Origin of the sequence: Sphingobium sp. DEHP117, from assembly GCF_030867385.1 — a bacterium.
Taxonomy (GTDB): Bacteria; Pseudomonadota; Alphaproteobacteria; order Sphingomonadales; family Sphingomonadaceae; genus Sphingobium.
In genome coordinates, this window is record NZ_JAPFBJ010000001.1 from 1384949 (window position 1) to 1399270 (window position 14322).

Consider the following 14322-nt stretch of genomic DNA (forward strand, 5'->3'; position numbering starts at 1 on the left):
TCAGAAGCTCGGCAGTGTGTCGCTGTCGCGACCCTGGTTGATGGTATGGGCGCGGATCAGCGTGCCGGTGGTGCCGGCGCGGTCCATCGCGTGCTTTTCGGCGACGGGATCGGTGTCGTCGCGGTCGAGGCCGAGAAGATCGAGCTGCCTGGGCGGTTCGGGCTTTTTGGTCTGTTCCTCGCCGAGTCCGGGATGGCGCTGCTGTTGCAAGCCGCCGTCCTCATCGGCTTTCGCGTCGTCGTCGGCCTTGCCAAGCCGGCTGTCAGGCGCGCGGACCAGCCCGCTCCAATCGTCGGGGCGGCCCTGCGGGCGATCGGGATAGTCTCCGGGCGCGAGCTGGGGCGGCGGCGCGATCCGCTCGCGGAAATTGCGATCCTCGTAATAGCGCAGCTTCTTCGCGCGGATCGGCGCCATGCCGGAAACGAGCACCAGTTCGTCCTTGGGCGGGAGCTGCATCACCTCGCCGGTGGTCAGGAGCGGCCGCGCCGTCTCCTGCCGGCTGACCATGACATGGGCCAACCACAGCGCGAGCCTGTGGCCGGCGTAGTTGCGCATCGCGCGCTGCTCGGTGGCGATGCCGAGCGCGTCCGAGATCCGCCGCGCCGTGCGTTCGTCATTGGTCGCGAAGGCAATACGGACATGGCAGTTATCGAGAATGGAGTTGTGCTCGCCATATGCCTTCTCGATTTGATTGAGCGACTGCGCGATCAGGAAGGCGCGAACCCCATAGCCTGCAAGAAACGCAAGGCTGGTCTCGAAGAAGTCGAGGCGCCCCAATGCCGGAAACTCGTCCAGCATCATCAGGAGCTTGTGCTTGCCCGCCTTGGCAGGATCGGCATCCAGCTTCTCGGTAAGGCGGCGACCAATCTGGTTGAGCACCAAGCGTACCAGCGGCTTGGTTCGGCTGATGTCCGATGGCGGAATGACGAGGTAGAGCGAGACGGGGTGGCCCGCCTCGACGAGATCCGCGATCCGCCAGTCGCAGCGCGACGTGACCTCGGCGACGGTCGGGTCGCGATAGAGGCCGAGAAATGACATGGCGGTGGAGAGGACGCCGCTGCGCTCGTTCTCGGACTTGTTGAGCACCTCGCGCGCCGCCGACGCCACGACCGGATGCACGATCGGCGCATCCTTCGTGCCGAGATGATTGGTGGTCATCATCCGCCGGAGCGTGGTGACGAACGGCTGCTGGGGGTCCGACAGGAATGTGGCTACCCGCGCGAGCGTCTTTTCCGGCTCGGCATAAAGAACGTGGAGGATCGCGCCGACCAGCAGGCTGTGGCTGGTTTTCTCCCAATGGTTGCGCCGTTCGAGCGCGCCTTCGGGATCGACCAGGATGTCGGCGATGTTCTGGACGTCGCGGACCTCATGCTCGCCGCGCCGGACTTCGAGCAGCGGGTTGTATTTGGCGGAAGCGGGATCGGTCGGGTTGAACAGCAGGACGTGGGAGAAGCGCGCGCGCCAACCGGCGGTGAGCTGCCAGTTTTCACCCTTGATGTCGTGAACGACGGTGCTGCCGGTCCAGCCGAGCAACGTCGGTATGACCAGCCCGACGCCCTTGCCCGAACGGGTCGGCGCGAACGCCATGATATGTTCGGGGCCGTTATGGCGCAGATAACGGCCACGCGAGCGGCCCAGGAACACGCCGGCGTCACCATGAAGGCCTGCCCGCTCGATCTCGTTCGGCTTGGCCCAGCGCGCGGAACCATAAGTGGTGACCTGGCGCGACTGCCGCGCGCGCCAGAGCGAGCCTGCGATCGCCGCGCCGCAGCCGATGAAACCGCTCGCGCCGGCGAGCGCGCCGGCCTTGTCGAAAACATGCGGCGCATAGGCATCGTAGTGATACCACCAGGGGAAGAGCGCCCAGGGACGATAGACCGGCGTGCTTCCAGCCATGAACCAGGCCGGACCAAGTTCGGGCTGGTAGGCGAGCATCGCCGCCGCCCATTGGGTCGCCGCCCAGAGGCCCGCGATCACGATTGCGAACACGACAAGGATCTGGCCGATGAGCAATTTGGTCGGGGTCACGTTGAAGCTCCCGCCCATACCGCCGGATGCGGTCGGGGCGCGGCTTCAAGACTCGGCTATGGGCCGCCCGAAATGAACGGAGCCGCTGGGGGCTGGTGGGTGACCGAAGGAGATCACTCGTCGGCGACTGACTCAATATTCCAGCTCTGTTCTTTTGATCGAGCTATGACCCGAGTTGATGATTCTGCCCTGCCGTTGTCCCTCGAGGTGGCACTGACCACCACACCGCACCGCCGATGACCCGCTACACCCTGCAAAAATCCGAGCTGCAAATTCGGGCTTGCGTGTCGGATTATCAGACATTATATCGCATTTAATGTAGTGAAATCGTGCGAGGCATGCATGGCGACAATCGCTCCTCCGAAGCCCGCGGCAACCGCGTTTCCCAAAGCCGACGCCATTAGGGCGTTGGTCGACGAACTGCTGCAAGTGGCCAGGGCTGAGGCACAGGTGCGCGGAATTGCCCTACCTCCGGAAAACCCGAAGATCATCCAGGCGCCCGTGCCACTCGACTCCTTGTCCGTGGTCGACACGCTTTGCGCGGTGGAGCAGGTCCTCGACATCGAGCTTCGCGACAGCATCGTCCGCACCGGCGGCTACAATTCGATCGAGAAGGCGATTGACGACCTCCTCCCTAAGATCGAACGCGTCTGGGTTAAGAAGAAAGGGTCGAAGCCATGACCAATCTCGCACTCCGCCAGGAAGGCGACGAGCAGGAGCGGCGGCGCTTGGGCGACCGTCTGCGCGAAGCACGGAAATATCTCGGCCTCAAGCAGGAAGAAGTTGCTGCCTATCTCAAGATTCCCCGGACCGCGCTTACCGATATCGAGAATGGCCAGCGCCGCGTTGAAGCGATCGAACTGACGCGGCTTGCCCGTCTTTACCGCCAGTCGGTGGCCTATTTTACCGGCGAAGACGAGGCCTCCGCGAGCCTTCCCGCCGATGTCGCCCATCTGGCGCGACGCGTTGCGGCCTTGTCGACTGAGGACCGGGCCGAGCTGAGCCGGTTTGCCGAATATCTCCGCTCGCGGTCTGGCGGCGAACGGAGCTGATCGATGGCGTCGGATTATGCGAGCGCGGTTCGCGCTGGTACGATGGCAGCGGGCCGCCTGCATCGCGAACTCGATACGCGCGCACTGATCGAGACCCAAGGCGGCAGCGTCGATGTCTTCGGCGCGATCCATGCCGTGGGTCTACCCTTGCTGCTTCGTCCCCTGAAAGGCCTGCTCGGCGCCTATCTCAGCGCACCTGCTCCTGGCGTTCTCGTCACGACGGAACGACCGATGAGCATCCAGCGCTTCACGGCCGCGCACGAACTCGGGCATTTTTCGATGCGACACGAGCCGAGCCTCGACGATGAGAGCATCCTGCGCCGGATGCCGATGTCGCCCGAACCGGGAAACAACTTCGAGGAAACCGAAGCCGACGCCTTTGCGATCGCCTTCATGATGCCGAAATGGCTGATGCTCGCGCACAGCGCGCGACAAGGATGGCAGATCGATCATTTCCGGCGCCCCAATGTCGTCTATCAGCTCTCGCTGCGGATCGGCGCCAGCTATGAGGCGACGTGCCGCACCCTGGTTCGCTACAATCTGATTTCGCCATCGGTGATGACCGACCTGCTCCGGACGCAGCCGCGCAGCCTGAAGGTCGATCTCCTCAAGGACTATCGGCCCGACAACTATCGCGGCGACGTCTGGCTGCTGACCGAGCGCGATGCCGGCTCGCGGATCGATGGCAGTCGCAATGATCTTTTCGTGCTGCGGCTCGAAGAACATAGCGGCGGTGGGTATCTCTGGGATCTCGACCAACTGATCGCCAGCGGCTTCGCCGTCGTTCGCGACGAGCGTGAGGCAATCGACGGCGATGGCATCGGTGGTCCCGTTGTCCGCCGTGTCACCGCGGCGCCCGATGCGCCGCGGCGCGGCCGCATGTCGCTCGACGAGCGGCGGCCGTGGCAGCCTGCGCCGGCCCTCACCAGCCTGACGCTCGATTTCGACCTCACCGGCCCGGAACAGACGGGCCTGTCGCGCGCCGAACGGCGGCACCTGCTCGAGGCCGCCTGACGCCCCATGATCGATATCGTCCGTGACCTTCGGCCGCTGTTCGGACCTGCGCGCGATCAAGGCGCGCGGCCGACATGCCTCGCATTCGCCGCGAGCGACACCCACGCCGGGCTTCGCGACGGCTGGGCACCGCTGTCGTGTGAATTCGCCTTTCATGCCGCGCAGAAACGGGCGGGCAGACCGCCGACGAGCGGCGCACTGCTATCCACAATGCTGGACGCGCTACGGCTCGATGGCCAACCCGACGAGAAAGGCTGGCCGTATCTGGCTGCGGTTCCAGCCGATCATCGACTGTGGACGCCGCCGGCGACCGTTGGCCCGCTCTATGGCCGCAACGGACAGAGGGATGGAACCGACCTGTCATCCATCCTTGCCGCGCTGGACCGTGACACGCCGGTGCTCATGCTGACGATGCTGTCACGGTCTTTCTTCCAGCCGCGCGGTGATGGCGTCGTCGATCCGGCGAACGACGAACTCCCCGAGCCAGCGCAACGGCACGCGGTCGTCGCGGTCGGGCATGGAACCGTGGACGGCATCCCGGCCATTCTCATCCGCAACAGCTGGGGACCAGGTTGGGGCTTGGAAGGCCACGCCTGGCTTACTGAGCGCTTTCTAGCGCCGCGCCTTTTCGCCACGGCAAATTTGACGGAGGAAGTCGATGTATCTTCCCATACCGCCGCAGCCTGACTGCGTTGCTGGCTGGCGCGAGGCGGTCCGGCTCGTCGACCTCGCCACCGGACACCAGGCGCAGAATGTCGTCATCTCCGTGGCCGAGCCGACTGCGCGCGCAACACTCGCCGATCCCGTCGTGGCGGAAGTCGATGCCTTCCTTTCGGGCCATGGCAAGAAGCCCATCGAGACGGTCGCCAACACGATTTTTCCGGCAGCGCTGTACAGGCGCTACGGCGCGCCGCAATTCTTCGACCGGTTTCGCGACAACGTGCTGCCGAAGGTCCGGAGGTCGGGCGCTTGGTCGGGCTATTATTTCGAACGGATGATGGAATTGCCCCGCGCCGACGGCCAGCCAATCAATCAAATCTGGGGCATCGTCGAGCGCCTGCGCAACCCGAACGTCCGAGCGCTCAACAAATTCGAACTGCTGATCTTCGACCCCGCCCGCGACGTGAATGACTCGCCCTACGGCGGTCAGTGCCTGAGCTTTGCCAGTCTCAAGCTGATCGGCAAGGGCGACGATCGTCGCCTCGGCATGACCGCGCTCTACCGCAATCACTACTATATCGAAAAACTGCTCGGCAATCTGATCGGCCTCGGCCGTCTGCTCGAATTCATCGCCAAGGAAGGCGGGGTCGCGCTGGGTCCGCTCACGATCGTCTCGACCAACGCCACGGTCGACACCGCCAACTGGAACCGCGGCGATCTTAAGCAACTCTTTGAGCGCTGCGATCAGGCGAGCGCACATCTCCTTGCTGCGGCGTGAGGCGCGCCCAACGGCAGTTCTAGCGGCTCATCGTTGTCATCCGCGACACCGTACAGGCTGAACATGCCCTCGATGAACTCGCGCTGCCCGCCGTAGCTCGGATGGCGGACCGCGGTGGTCGGAATGTCGAGACCGTCCAGCGCCAGGTGAGCATCGCGCCCGATCGCGACGATCTGGCGGGGCCGGATCATTGACACGAGGGCTTGCAATATCGGCCAGGTCGCCTCGCGCTCGCTTCGCGTGTGGCATCGGTTCGACATCGGATCATCCGCTTCATGGGGATGGAACGGGAAAACGTTCCAGAGCATGACAGGCTGACCGATCCGCTCTAGCACACGCCAGACGATCGCCGCGGTGCGCTCCGCCACGGCGGGTCCCTGCGTCGCACGTTCGAATGCGATGCCGCCCATCAGCGTACCGGCATGTCCGAGGTGAATTTCGTCGGTCAGCGGTACGCCCGTACGCCGCCCCCCGCGATAGCCGAGATCACGCGCGATCCAGATCGTTTCGACGCGATGATCAAGCGCCGCGGTGAGCAGCATTTCGAGATTGTCGCGGCGCCGGGCGGCGGCGTCGCTGCGGTCATGGACCGTGCAGCGATCGCGCCAGGGATTGAACACTGAGGGAAGTTCGGTCGCCGCCAGGGTGGACACAAAGGATTTCGGGGTCATGACGGCAATTCCTTGATACGCAGGCGGCGATTGGCGAAGTCGATCAGGACGCGGCCGCGCCGATGCTCCTGAAGGAAGCGGAAAGCCGTATAGCCCTGGAGGATCGCTTCCTCCCAAAGCCACAGCGGACAGCGTTCTGATTCGTAGCCGGCGACGAACTGGCGGACATGCTTCAGCATGTCCAGCGGAAGGCCACCGCGCTTCACGTTTTCAAAGTACCGGAGTTGCTGCGCTTGTCCGAAAATCCAGGAAGTTATGCCCTCTTCGATGAGAATCGCCCGAGCACCGTCTTCGGCGTCGTCGAGTTTCGGATCGCTCTTGCGCTTGAGACGGAGCAGCGCACGCAGCACTGGCGACCAGCCAAGCACCGCGACATAAGCGTAGTGAAAGACATCGTGGAAGCGATAGTCGTCGGGTTCGAGCGCGTTGTCGGTGAGCCGGTCGCCGACATACACACCGCTTGAGCGTTGATACACGAATGTCTGCCCGCGAACGGTGCGTTCATAGACGTCGATCGCCATCCGCCGCGGCAATTGCTCTTCTGGGTCGAGCGCCGCATCGGTCGGCGCCGGATAGATGCGCTCGCGCGGCCAGCGATCGAAGATCTTGTGAAGATTCTTCACGGCGGCAGCCTCGATGGTAACACCGGATTCGTTTGCCGCCTGGATCAACCGGCGCATGACCGCGACCAGCCGGCCCGCGAGTGCTTCGCGGTCCTTCGCAAGACCGCCCGCCTGGAAATCGTTGATGAGCAGCCCAACGTCGCCTGCCAGCGCGAGCAGGCTATGCTCGAACTGCGGCATCGGTGCCTTGGCAAGCGGAATGTGCTGCGGCTGCAGCGCATGGAAACTGAGCGTTTCGTTGCCGCCCGTCTGCCATTGTCCGCCGTTTGTCGCCGCGGCGGCAGCGATGTCGCTGAGCGCCATGCGGCTGCGCCGTGCGATCGCCGCCAGATACCAAAGGACGTCACCAAGCTCTTCCGCGACGGCGTGAGCGTAACCCAGGTAGGAGGCATCGTCGCGCTGCTTTTTCTTGGCCTCACTGAGCAAGCTGCCGACTTCGCCGAAAAGGCCAAGCATCGAGAAGCCCAGTGCGCGGCCACCGCTGCGTTGATCAGTCCGCGCGGCCTGCTTCGCATAATCCGCAACAGTGAGAGCTTCGAAATCCTCGCTCATCGCCTGCCCTTCCGGCGATCCGATATCGCGTCTGCGGGGACGCTCACGCCATAGGCTTCAAGTGCCCGCAGTACGATCATCCGGATCGGCTCGCGGGAATCGAGCGACCGTTGACCGAGATCGCGTTTCGTAACGGCAGGAATCTGCACCTGAAGATGCTCGTCGCCGACATCGGTTTGCGCTGCGATATTTTTCATGAATCCATGAAAACATAATTTCATGAAAATAGGAAGCCCGAATCCTCCGGATCAGGAGACGCTCGGCCCGCTGCGCTGCCGCCCGAGTGTCCAGTTGATCCCGCCGTCGCGCATGATGCCCGAGACCGATTTGCCGACATGGCGATCGAGAACAGAGCGCCACGGCACCAGCGTGAAATCGCGCGACCGTTCGATGAGCGCATGGCGACCACTCGTCATCTCGACTGCGCGCACGAGCCTGCCTTGAACAGCCTCCCCCTCTCTGGCCTCGGCGAACGGAACGCCTAACTTGTCGGAGAGCTGGCGGGCGACACGCAGCAATTCTCGCCGCTGGAGCGCGGCGAGCATCCCTCGCCGATAGACCGTCTGCCCATCCTGTTCGTCTGCAAGCTGTTCGGTGATCAGCCATTGCCGTCGCATCGCCTGCGCTGAACGAACCTCGCGGCCGAACCCGGCATCGCGCACCGGCGCTGGGCTGGCGGCAACCAGCTCACGATCGAGCCAGGTCGCGGCCTCGGCCGCTGGCAGATTGTCGAGCGGGACGGTCGACAGCGCCTCGATGGCGACGGGCCGGTCGTGGAGTTGGCGCGCCTCGAACCGAACCACCTTGTCAAGATGATCGGGCGTGACGATCCAGCTTCCATCGGGATCGCGTTCGACATTGCGGGCGATCTTCCGCATCGCCTCCAGCCGGCGGACATGGGTTTCGGCGAAGCCTTCACTGGCGCTCGGGTCCTGCTGCAAATGCGCGTCGATCGTGTAGCGTCCGTCGTTCGCGGCGGCGACTTCGACAATCGTGCGATCGACCGGGCGAACGCCGCCCTCACGCGGCACGATCCGGACGATGGCGTTTTCGGGGGTCGGATCGACCATCTCGCCCTCGCCGATCTCGGCATAGTGCGTGCGCCCGTCGATGCCGTCGATTAGCAGATAATGGCGGTCTTCATGCTCGTCCGCCAATCCCCGCATGATAACGCGGCCGATAATCGGCGCGGCTTCCTGCGCCGTCGGATCATAGATGACGCGATCGGCCGCGGCACAGTCGAGCTTCCGCGCGGTCAGCTCGCGCTGCATGGTACGGATGATATCGCCACGCTCCCCGATCCGGCGCAGTGTGTTCGCGAGGTCGGGCTCGAGCCGCCAGGTGTCGCTGCCGATATGCGAGGCGAGTCCCATGCGCCCAAGTTTCTGCAAGCGGCCGACGCGAACCGATTGGTGAAACGGGTCGCTGTCGCTCGCGCTGACCAGGCGCATACTATCCATGTCGCGGATCAGCCGTCGGTCGATCGCGGTCAGCCGCTCCACGCCAGTATCGCTGCGAAGCCGCTCCTCGATTTCAAGGTCGGTGCGCGGCCCGAGGTCGAGGTTGGCGATCTCGATCGCGCGTTGCCTGGCCCCGTGCGAAATATATTCGCGCGCGATCAGCAGATTTTCGCCCCGGTCATTCACGCCGCGCACAACGATATGCGTGTGCGGATGGCCGGTATTGAAATGGTCGACTGCCACCCAATCCAGCCTCGTGCCGAGATCCTGCTCCATCTGCGTCATCAGCCTGCGCACAAAGGGCTTCAAGTCCGGATATTGGTCGGCGTCCTCGGCCGACACGATGAATCGAAACTGGCGGCGGTCGCCGTCGCAGCGTTCGAGGAACACCTTGCCGTCGGCGACATCCTCGTCGGCCGAATAGAGCGCGCCGGGCTCGCCCTCGCGGGTCACGCCATCGCGCTGGATATAACGCAAGTGCGCCTTCGCGCCGCCCATACCTTTCCCGCCAAGTCCAACAGGCCGTATCTTGACGATCACGCGGCGCGACCGGAACGCGCCCAATCGGTCGCGCGATCTGAGCACCCGTGCAACGCTCGCGCCACGTCCGATCCGGCTGCCGTCGAAGCGGCCACGCCTGCCGGTTTTTAGCCCTGCGCGCTTTGCCGCTTTCACGACGCGGCTCAGGTAGCGCTGCTCCTTGCCCCGGCAGCGCATCCGGCCCAGGTGCGGTTCGAACTCATCATCGCGCATAGCGGCGTCCTTCCATACCGGAATGACGCTCCCCGCCGATAAGAATGGCGCGTCCTCGCCAGAGCGCAAGGAGTCTCGCGATTGGGATCGGAAAAGCCCAGAAAACCGCCATTCCTGGCAACCCTGTCTCGCACTCAAAGGGCGAGTCTCGCAAAAGCCTTCAAAAAACGATGTGCAGACAAACACTTACAAAATCGCGAGATTTTGCCTCTATCTTGCCGTCAAGCCCGACTGCCACCTGCCGCCCCAGACGCCCGCTTTGCCTTCCCGCCTTCCCGATTAGAAAAGGGGAGCGGCGCCATGCGGCACCACTCCCGCGAACCTGCCCCTTCAACAGCGCATCGCCTTATTGCCAGCCTGCCTGTTCGGCCTGACGCAGCGCCCGATTGCACCGCTTCAGCCTCTTCTCAGCGGCCCTTAATTCGGCTTCGATCTGCCGCCGTTCTGCCGCGTCATCGCACCATGAAAGCTCCGCGCGAAGCTCCTCGATCTGTTGTTCAACCGACATCTCATCCTCCTGATACAAGCGAAAGATGAGCCATCGCCCGGCGGGGAGCGGGTCGGGTCAACCACCGCGCAGCGGCCGCGAAGCGGGCGACGGGGGAGCCGATTTTCTCGTCGCCGGAGTGGAGCGAAGCGGAACGCAGGTGGCGTGAAAATTGGGGGAACCGTCGATGGTTGAGGCGGTCCGTTCGCCGCCGGATACTCGGTGCTTGCTGAGCGGATTTCTTCCTCTCTGCAGGCCCGCAAGCGCGTTCCGGTGCAGGAAAAGGCCCACGCCGAGCCCTCAAGGCATGAGGAAAGCCCCGCGCCGGGTGACCGGCGCGGGAGCGATCCGGCTCAGTCGCCGGGGTTCCAGATGACAGCGAACGCGTCGTCGTCGTCCTGCCCGGCGGCGCGGCCGAGATTGGCGTAGAGGGTGCGGCCGCCAAGTTCGGGGGCTGACATGGCGAGGCGGACATATTCGCGCTGGCTCACCTCGCCGGTGCGGATCCAGCCGCCGCCCAGTTCGACGCCGTTCGACAGCACGCGGTAGTCGGGCTGGTCCCCGGTCTTACCGCGATTGGGGATGATGGCGATCTCGGCATTGACCGAAAGCGTCTTCAAGGCGCCCCGGAACGAACCGTCGTTCTGGCGCTGGACATGACCGATTGCGGGCATTTCTCGTCTCCTTCACACAGTCGCCCGACCCGATGCCGGGCGATGGGCGGACCGAAGGGACGGCCCTTGAGCGCGCTGCGAACCGCAGGCCGAAGCGAAGCGGAGGACCGGAAGCGCGGGGCTGATTTGGAGCGAAGCGGCCGCGAGGAGCGCCGCCAAAGCGGCGCGGGGAAATCAGTTCCGCGCGATGGTTTCGCGGGGCGCGCGGCCGTCCCAGGTCATGCGCCCAAGGAGCCGGCGACGGGGTGGTGAGACACGAAAGGACGAGATGCGCGCGCGGACAGGAAGCCCAGTCCGGCGTCCTTCCGGGAAGCCATGATTGCTTTCGCGGCCACGAAGCGGCGGCTATAGCCTCACGGCGATGAACGAAGGAACGACGATTGCGGGGCAGATCGAACGGCTGATCGTGCGGCTGGACGGCGCGGCGGTGTGCGATGCCTGCGTGACTGACCGGCTCAACCTGTGGGTTACCGCACAGGCCAATGTCGTCACCCGCGCGCTCGGCGGCACGCGCGGATTCGAGCGGCAGAAGGACGAATGCACGCTATGCGGAAGCACCCGGACGGTGATCCGCCGCACCGCCCGGTAGGTCAGGCGGCGGGGGTTTTCGGCACGCGAGCGCGCGGTGCGGCGCGATTTGGGCTAGTTGCCGTCGCCCGCGAGCGCGCGCGCCAGCGGCTCGTTGGTCGCCTCGATCTCGATGCGGTCTGCGAAAATCGCGCACCAGCCGCTGCCGAATTCACCGATGCGGGGCTTGGAACAGGTCATCGCCCAATCAAAGCCTATCGGCCCCTTGGACAACGTTTCGGCGCAACATCGCTGGACGACCACGGCGATAGCATAGGCGTCGAAATCGTCCATGCTGGCGAAACACACGATCCGCACGGCTGGGTCGTCGGGGCAGGTTTCCGCGATGAAATCGGCTCCGATGGTGGGAAATTCGGGATCGTTGAACGCCTCGCGAAACCCGCTCCACGGCACGTTCGCATCGTCCGGCGGAAAGGCTGCGAGCAGCGCCGCGCTCGGCGGATCGGGCGCGTCGTCATTCGCCAGCGCGTAGCCAGCGTTTGCGACTTCCTCGATCAGCGCGCACTCGGCGGCGGTGCAGCGAAAGGCGAAGCTGCCCTGAATCCAGATGTCAGCCATTGCTCGCCTCCTCCCGTTCGGGCGTGATGACAAGCGGGGGCACCGCGAAGTCGGCCGCATCGAAATGCGCGATGATCGCCGCATAGCTGCCCAATCGCTCGGCGGTGCAGCGCCCCATGAGGATATAGTTGTCCTCGTCGGCAGCGTAGCTTTGCGGTTCGCCGCTGCCGGTGAACACGGTGCGTTCCGCACCCCACTGGCAGGCATAGGCGCCCGACCAGCGCGCGAAGAAAAGCCCATGCGCGATGCAGAAGGCTTCGAGTCCCTCGAACCGCCCCCAGGCGACCTCGTGCGCCATGAGCGCCAAGGGCTCGCCCTCGGGCAGATCGCCGAGCGCGAAGGGTTCGCCGTCCCATTCGGTGGACAGCCCTTCGTTCGCGATGGCCTCGGCGAAGGCGGGAAGCTGGCTGGCGGGGAGCGTCCCGCCGATGGTGATGGATGCCGAAACACGGTCGGCCATGACAAGTCTCCTGTCTGAAATCCGCGCTGCGAGGGCCGCTTGCGGCCGAGCGGCGCGGCGATTTTATGGGGGGCGGAACGGGCGGCGGGTGCGCCGCCGCCCGTCCAGTTTCATGCGGCTTCGCGCTCGGGCTGTTCCTGCGGCTCGGCCTTGGCAGGGGCCGGAAGCGCAATCACCGCGCCGGGGCCGGTCGGTTCCGGCTCGCGGTCGGGGCGCGCCGCGAGCACCTTGGCATGAGCCGCGACGGTGCCGACGCCGCCGCGCGCCGTATAGGCAGCGGGCGGGAACGCCATCCATTTCGGCACCCAACCCTCGACCTTGGGCCGTCCGTTCGTGCCGTCCAGATGGTCGCGGACGATGCGCTTCAAGACCTTGCCCGGTTCCTTCGCATTGGCGGCGGCGACAGGTTCGCCCGCCACCTCGGCGACGATGCGGGTCAGCACCTCCTTGTCGCGGACACACTCGAAAAAGGCGTCGTCGGCCTGCCAGTAGCGGGCCATATCGACGCCGATCTCGCCGCCCACCGCCTCGACGGCGGCGCTGCCGCTGGCGAGCGTTTCGCCCATGACGATCACCACCACGTCCATGACGGCGCGGTCGGGCACGTCGAGCAAGCGGAGGAACACGCCGACAAGTCCGAAGTCGTCGCCGTTGCCGCCGGCCACGGTCGGTTCCTCGGGCGAGAAGCCGAGAAGGTCCAATACGGCGCGGCGCTTCGTATCGAAGTCGGTTTCCGCGCGGCAGGTTTCGACGCTTTCGGCAACCAAATCGTTGCGCGCGGTCTGCGGCTCGGGCTTGATGGTCCAAAGCGGCGAACCGACGATGGCGTGCGCCACCATCAAGCGCAGCGCGACCTTGGGGTGACGGGTCAGCGCGGCGCGCACGGCCGCGTGGCGATGCAGGTCGATATAGGTCTGCATCGTGCTCGTCACCTCGGGGCGCGGCACCTTGGGAGCGGTGTCGATCGGCTCGCCGCGTTCGAGCCGCTTGGCCTCCTTCGACGTGACATAGCCCTCGTAAAAGTCCACCTCGCCGCTCGCGCGCACGTCGATATAGACGCGCGCCCCCTTGCGCTTGGGAGCCTTCACAAACTCGTAGCGATGGAAGTATTCGCCGCGCGGGACGATCACGACATCGCTCCATCCCTCGTCGAGATAGGCTTCGCGGCGATCCTCGATGGCCGCGTCCTGCTCGCGCCAGAAGGCGTCGGCGTCGGCGAAAAAGCGATCCTCGCCGAACAGGTCGGCGATGATCGCGAGCTTGAGCCTCTCGACGTCGAACAGGGCATGTTCGACCTTGATCGACGCGCCGCCGAACAGCCAGTCCTTCAACTGATGGCCGGTCGGGCAATAGGCGTCGGGGTCGCTGAACAGCGCCAGCCATGCCTTTTGCTGGCTCGTGCTCGCCAAGGTCAGGTGCCGGACGGTCGCCGCGTTGATCTCTTCCTTGCGGTAGAGGTCGCGGATGCGCGGCAAGAGATTGCCGAGCGCGAGGATGCGTTTGACGCCAAGCTCGGGGATGCCGAACGTCGCGGAAATATCCGCTTCGTCGCGGCCTTCCTTGACCAGCCGGGTGAAGGTTTCCCAGCGTGTCACCTCGTCGGGCGCGAGCCGCGCGATATTCTCGATCAGCGACGCCTCGATGGCGGCGGCATCGTCGCCGTTCTCGAGAATGGCGCACGGCAAGGGGTCGGCGCTGCCGGTTTCGCCCGCGACGATCTGCGCGGCGGTGAAGCGCCGCGCGCCCGCGACGATCTCGAACGCATCGGGACCGCAATTCGGTCGCACGATCAGCGGCACGAGAACGCCGCGCGCGCGGACGGTCGGAAGGATGTCGGACACGTCCGGCGCCTTCTTCGCGTAGCGCATATTGGCCTTGCTGACGGACAGCTTGCCAAGGTCGATAAAGTCGAGTTTCATTGGTCTGCTCCTTCTGGAGCGCCGGTCCCGTTTGTCTTGCTGGAT

Annotated in this window: 16 protein-coding genes; 6 read left to right on the plus strand and 10 right to left on the minus strand. The window is 65.0% G+C overall.

The annotated features are described in order from the left end of the window. The gene (locus OOT33_RS06850) at positions 1-2028 is read right to left on the minus strand and encodes a conjugal transfer protein TraG (RefSeq protein ID WP_058454967.1); all 2028 of its coding nucleotides are present in this window, start codon (positions 2026-2028) and stop codon (positions 1-3) included. Between the two features lie 342 nt (positions 2029-2370). Between OOT33_RS06850 and OOT33_RS06855 the strand changes: the two genes are divergently transcribed. From OOT33_RS06855 to OOT33_RS06875, 5 genes are read left to right on the plus strand one after another with little or no spacing between them, the layout of a single operon-like run. Next, a complete protein-coding gene (locus tag OOT33_RS06855) occupies positions 2371-2709 on the plus strand; it encodes a hypothetical protein (protein WP_058454885.1) in 339 nt (112 codons plus the stop codon). Further along, on the plus strand, positions 2706-3080 hold the full coding sequence (locus OOT33_RS06860) for a helix-turn-helix domain-containing protein (protein WP_017499940.1): 375 nt from the start codon (positions 2706-2708) through the stop codon (positions 3078-3080). The genes OOT33_RS06855 and OOT33_RS06860 overlap by 4 nt, the downstream gene beginning before the upstream one ends. Before the next feature lie 3 nt (positions 3081-3083). Next, positions 3084-4094: an ImmA/IrrE family metallo-endopeptidase gene (locus tag OOT33_RS06865; RefSeq protein WP_082657683.1), complete on the plus strand. Its 1011-nt coding sequence runs from the start codon at positions 3084-3086 to the stop codon at positions 4092-4094. A 6-nt stretch (positions 4095-4100) separates the two neighbouring features. Next, positions 4101-4781: a C1 family peptidase gene (locus tag OOT33_RS06870; RefSeq protein ID WP_058454886.1), complete on the plus strand. Its 681-nt coding sequence runs from the start codon at positions 4101-4103 to the stop codon at positions 4779-4781. Then, positions 4753-5532, plus strand: a complete 780-nt coding sequence (locus OOT33_RS06875; RefSeq protein ID WP_058454887.1) for a hypothetical protein — start codon at positions 4753-4755, stop codon at positions 5530-5532. Before OOT33_RS06870 ends, OOT33_RS06875 begins: the two co-directional genes overlap by 29 nt. On the opposite strand, the gene OOT33_RS06880 is transcribed toward OOT33_RS06875, so the two are convergent. The 6 genes from OOT33_RS06880 to OOT33_RS06905 all read right to left on the minus strand — a co-directional run bounded on the left by OOT33_RS06880 (position 5499) and on the right by OOT33_RS06905 (position 10752). Next, entirely contained in the window at positions 5499-6203 is a 705-nt protein-coding gene (locus OOT33_RS06880; protein ID WP_017499944.1) for a uracil-DNA glycosylase, read from the minus strand. The genes OOT33_RS06875 and OOT33_RS06880 overlap by 34 nt on opposite strands. Next, positions 6200-7378 carry a nucleoside triphosphate pyrophosphohydrolase family protein gene (locus OOT33_RS06885; RefSeq protein ID WP_017499945.1) on the minus strand — a complete coding sequence of 393 codons (1179 nt, stop codon included), beginning with the start codon at positions 7376-7378 and terminating at the stop codon, positions 6200-6202. The genes OOT33_RS06880 and OOT33_RS06885 overlap by 4 nt, the downstream gene beginning before the upstream one ends. Then, positions 7375-7575 carry a hypothetical protein gene (locus OOT33_RS06890; RefSeq protein ID WP_017499946.1) on the minus strand — a complete coding sequence of 67 codons (201 nt, stop codon included), beginning with the start codon at positions 7573-7575 and terminating at the stop codon, positions 7375-7377. Before OOT33_RS06890 ends, OOT33_RS06885 begins: the two co-directional genes overlap by 4 nt. A gap of 51 nt (positions 7576-7626) precedes the next feature. Next, positions 7627-9591 (minus strand): relaxase/mobilization nuclease RlxS, encoded by a 1965-nt coding sequence (rlxS, locus tag OOT33_RS06895; RefSeq protein ID WP_058454888.1) that lies wholly within the window; start codon positions 9589-9591, stop codon positions 7627-7629. Between the two features lie 346 nt (positions 9592-9937). Beyond that, positions 9938-10099, minus strand: coding sequence for a hypothetical protein (locus tag OOT33_RS06900; RefSeq protein ID WP_167541760.1), 162 nt, complete (start codon positions 10097-10099; stop codon positions 9938-9940). 332 nt (positions 10100-10431) lie between these two features. Further along, complete coding sequence (locus tag OOT33_RS06905; protein ID WP_058454889.1) at positions 10432-10752, minus strand: DUF736 family protein; 321 nt, start codon at positions 10750-10752, stop codon at positions 10432-10434. Between the two features lie 319 nt (positions 10753-11071). Between OOT33_RS06905 and OOT33_RS06910 the strand changes: the two genes are divergently transcribed. Continuing rightward, a complete protein-coding gene (locus OOT33_RS06910; protein ID WP_307749244.1) occupies positions 11072-11341 on the plus strand; it encodes a hypothetical protein in 270 nt (89 codons plus the stop codon). Between the two features lie 53 nt (positions 11342-11394). On the opposite strand, the gene OOT33_RS06915 is transcribed toward OOT33_RS06910, so the two are convergent. The 3 genes from OOT33_RS06915 to OOT33_RS06925 all read right to left on the minus strand — a co-directional run bounded on the left by OOT33_RS06915 (position 11395) and on the right by OOT33_RS06925 (position 14277). Further along, positions 11395-11898 (minus strand): hypothetical protein, encoded by a 504-nt coding sequence (locus OOT33_RS06915; RefSeq protein ID WP_058454891.1) that lies wholly within the window; start codon positions 11896-11898, stop codon positions 11395-11397. Further along, positions 11891-12358: a hypothetical protein gene (locus OOT33_RS06920; protein ID WP_307749245.1), complete on the minus strand. Its 468-nt coding sequence runs from the start codon at positions 12356-12358 to the stop codon at positions 11891-11893. The genes OOT33_RS06915 and OOT33_RS06920 overlap by 8 nt, the downstream gene beginning before the upstream one ends. 110 nt (positions 12359-12468) lie before the next feature. Beyond that, positions 12469-14277: a ParB N-terminal domain-containing protein gene (locus tag OOT33_RS06925; protein WP_058454892.1), complete on the minus strand. Its 1809-nt coding sequence runs from the start codon at positions 14275-14277 to the stop codon at positions 12469-12471. Between the last annotated feature and the right edge of the window lie 45 nt (positions 14278-14322).

Bases quoted from the DNA above. Each gene is read 5' to 3' on its own strand.
- OOT33_RS06855 (WP_058454885.1), top strand. From the start codon at position 2,371: ATGGCGACAATCGCTCCTCCGAAGCCCGCGGCAACCGCGTTTCCCAAA.
- OOT33_RS06860 (WP_017499940.1), top strand. From the start codon at position 2,706: ATGACCAATCTCGCACTCCGCCAGGAAGGCGACGAGCAGGAGCGGCGG.
- OOT33_RS06865 (WP_082657683.1), top strand. From the start codon at position 3,084: ATGGCGTCGGATTATGCGAGCGCGGTTCGCGCTGGTACGATGGCAGCG.
- OOT33_RS06870 (WP_058454886.1), top strand. From the start codon at position 4,101: ATGATCGATATCGTCCGTGACCTTCGGCCGCTGTTCGGACCTGCGCGC.
- OOT33_RS06875 (WP_058454887.1), top strand. From the start codon at position 4,753: ATGTATCTTCCCATACCGCCGCAGCCTGACTGCGTTGCTGGCTGGCGC.
- OOT33_RS06880 (WP_017499944.1), bottom strand. From the start codon at position 6,203: ATGACCCCGAAATCCTTTGTGTCCACCCTGGCGGCGACCGAACTTCCC.
- OOT33_RS06885 (WP_017499945.1), bottom strand. From the start codon at position 7,378: ATGAGCGAGGATTTCGAAGCTCTCACTGTTGCGGATTATGCGAAGCAG.
- OOT33_RS06890 (WP_017499946.1), bottom strand. From the start codon at position 7,575: ATGAAAAATATCGCAGCGCAAACCGATGTCGGCGACGAGCATCTTCAG.
- rlxS (WP_058454888.1), bottom strand. From the start codon at position 9,591: ATGCGCGATGATGAGTTCGAACCGCACCTGGGCCGGATGCGCTGCCGG.
- OOT33_RS06900 (WP_167541760.1), bottom strand. From the start codon at position 10,099: ATGTCGGTTGAACAACAGATCGAGGAGCTTCGCGCGGAGCTTTCATGG.
- OOT33_RS06905 (WP_058454889.1), bottom strand. From the start codon at position 10,752: ATGCCCGCAATCGGTCATGTCCAGCGCCAGAACGACGGTTCGTTCCGG.
- OOT33_RS06915 (WP_058454891.1), bottom strand. From the start codon at position 11,898: ATGGCTGACATCTGGATTCAGGGCAGCTTCGCCTTTCGCTGCACCGCC.
- OOT33_RS06920 (WP_307749245.1), bottom strand. From the start codon at position 12,358: ATGGCCGACCGTGTTTCGGCATCCATCACCATCGGCGGGACGCTCCCC.
- OOT33_RS06925 (WP_058454892.1), bottom strand. From the start codon at position 14,277: ATGAAACTCGACTTTATCGACCTTGGCAAGCTGTCCGTCAGCAAGGCC.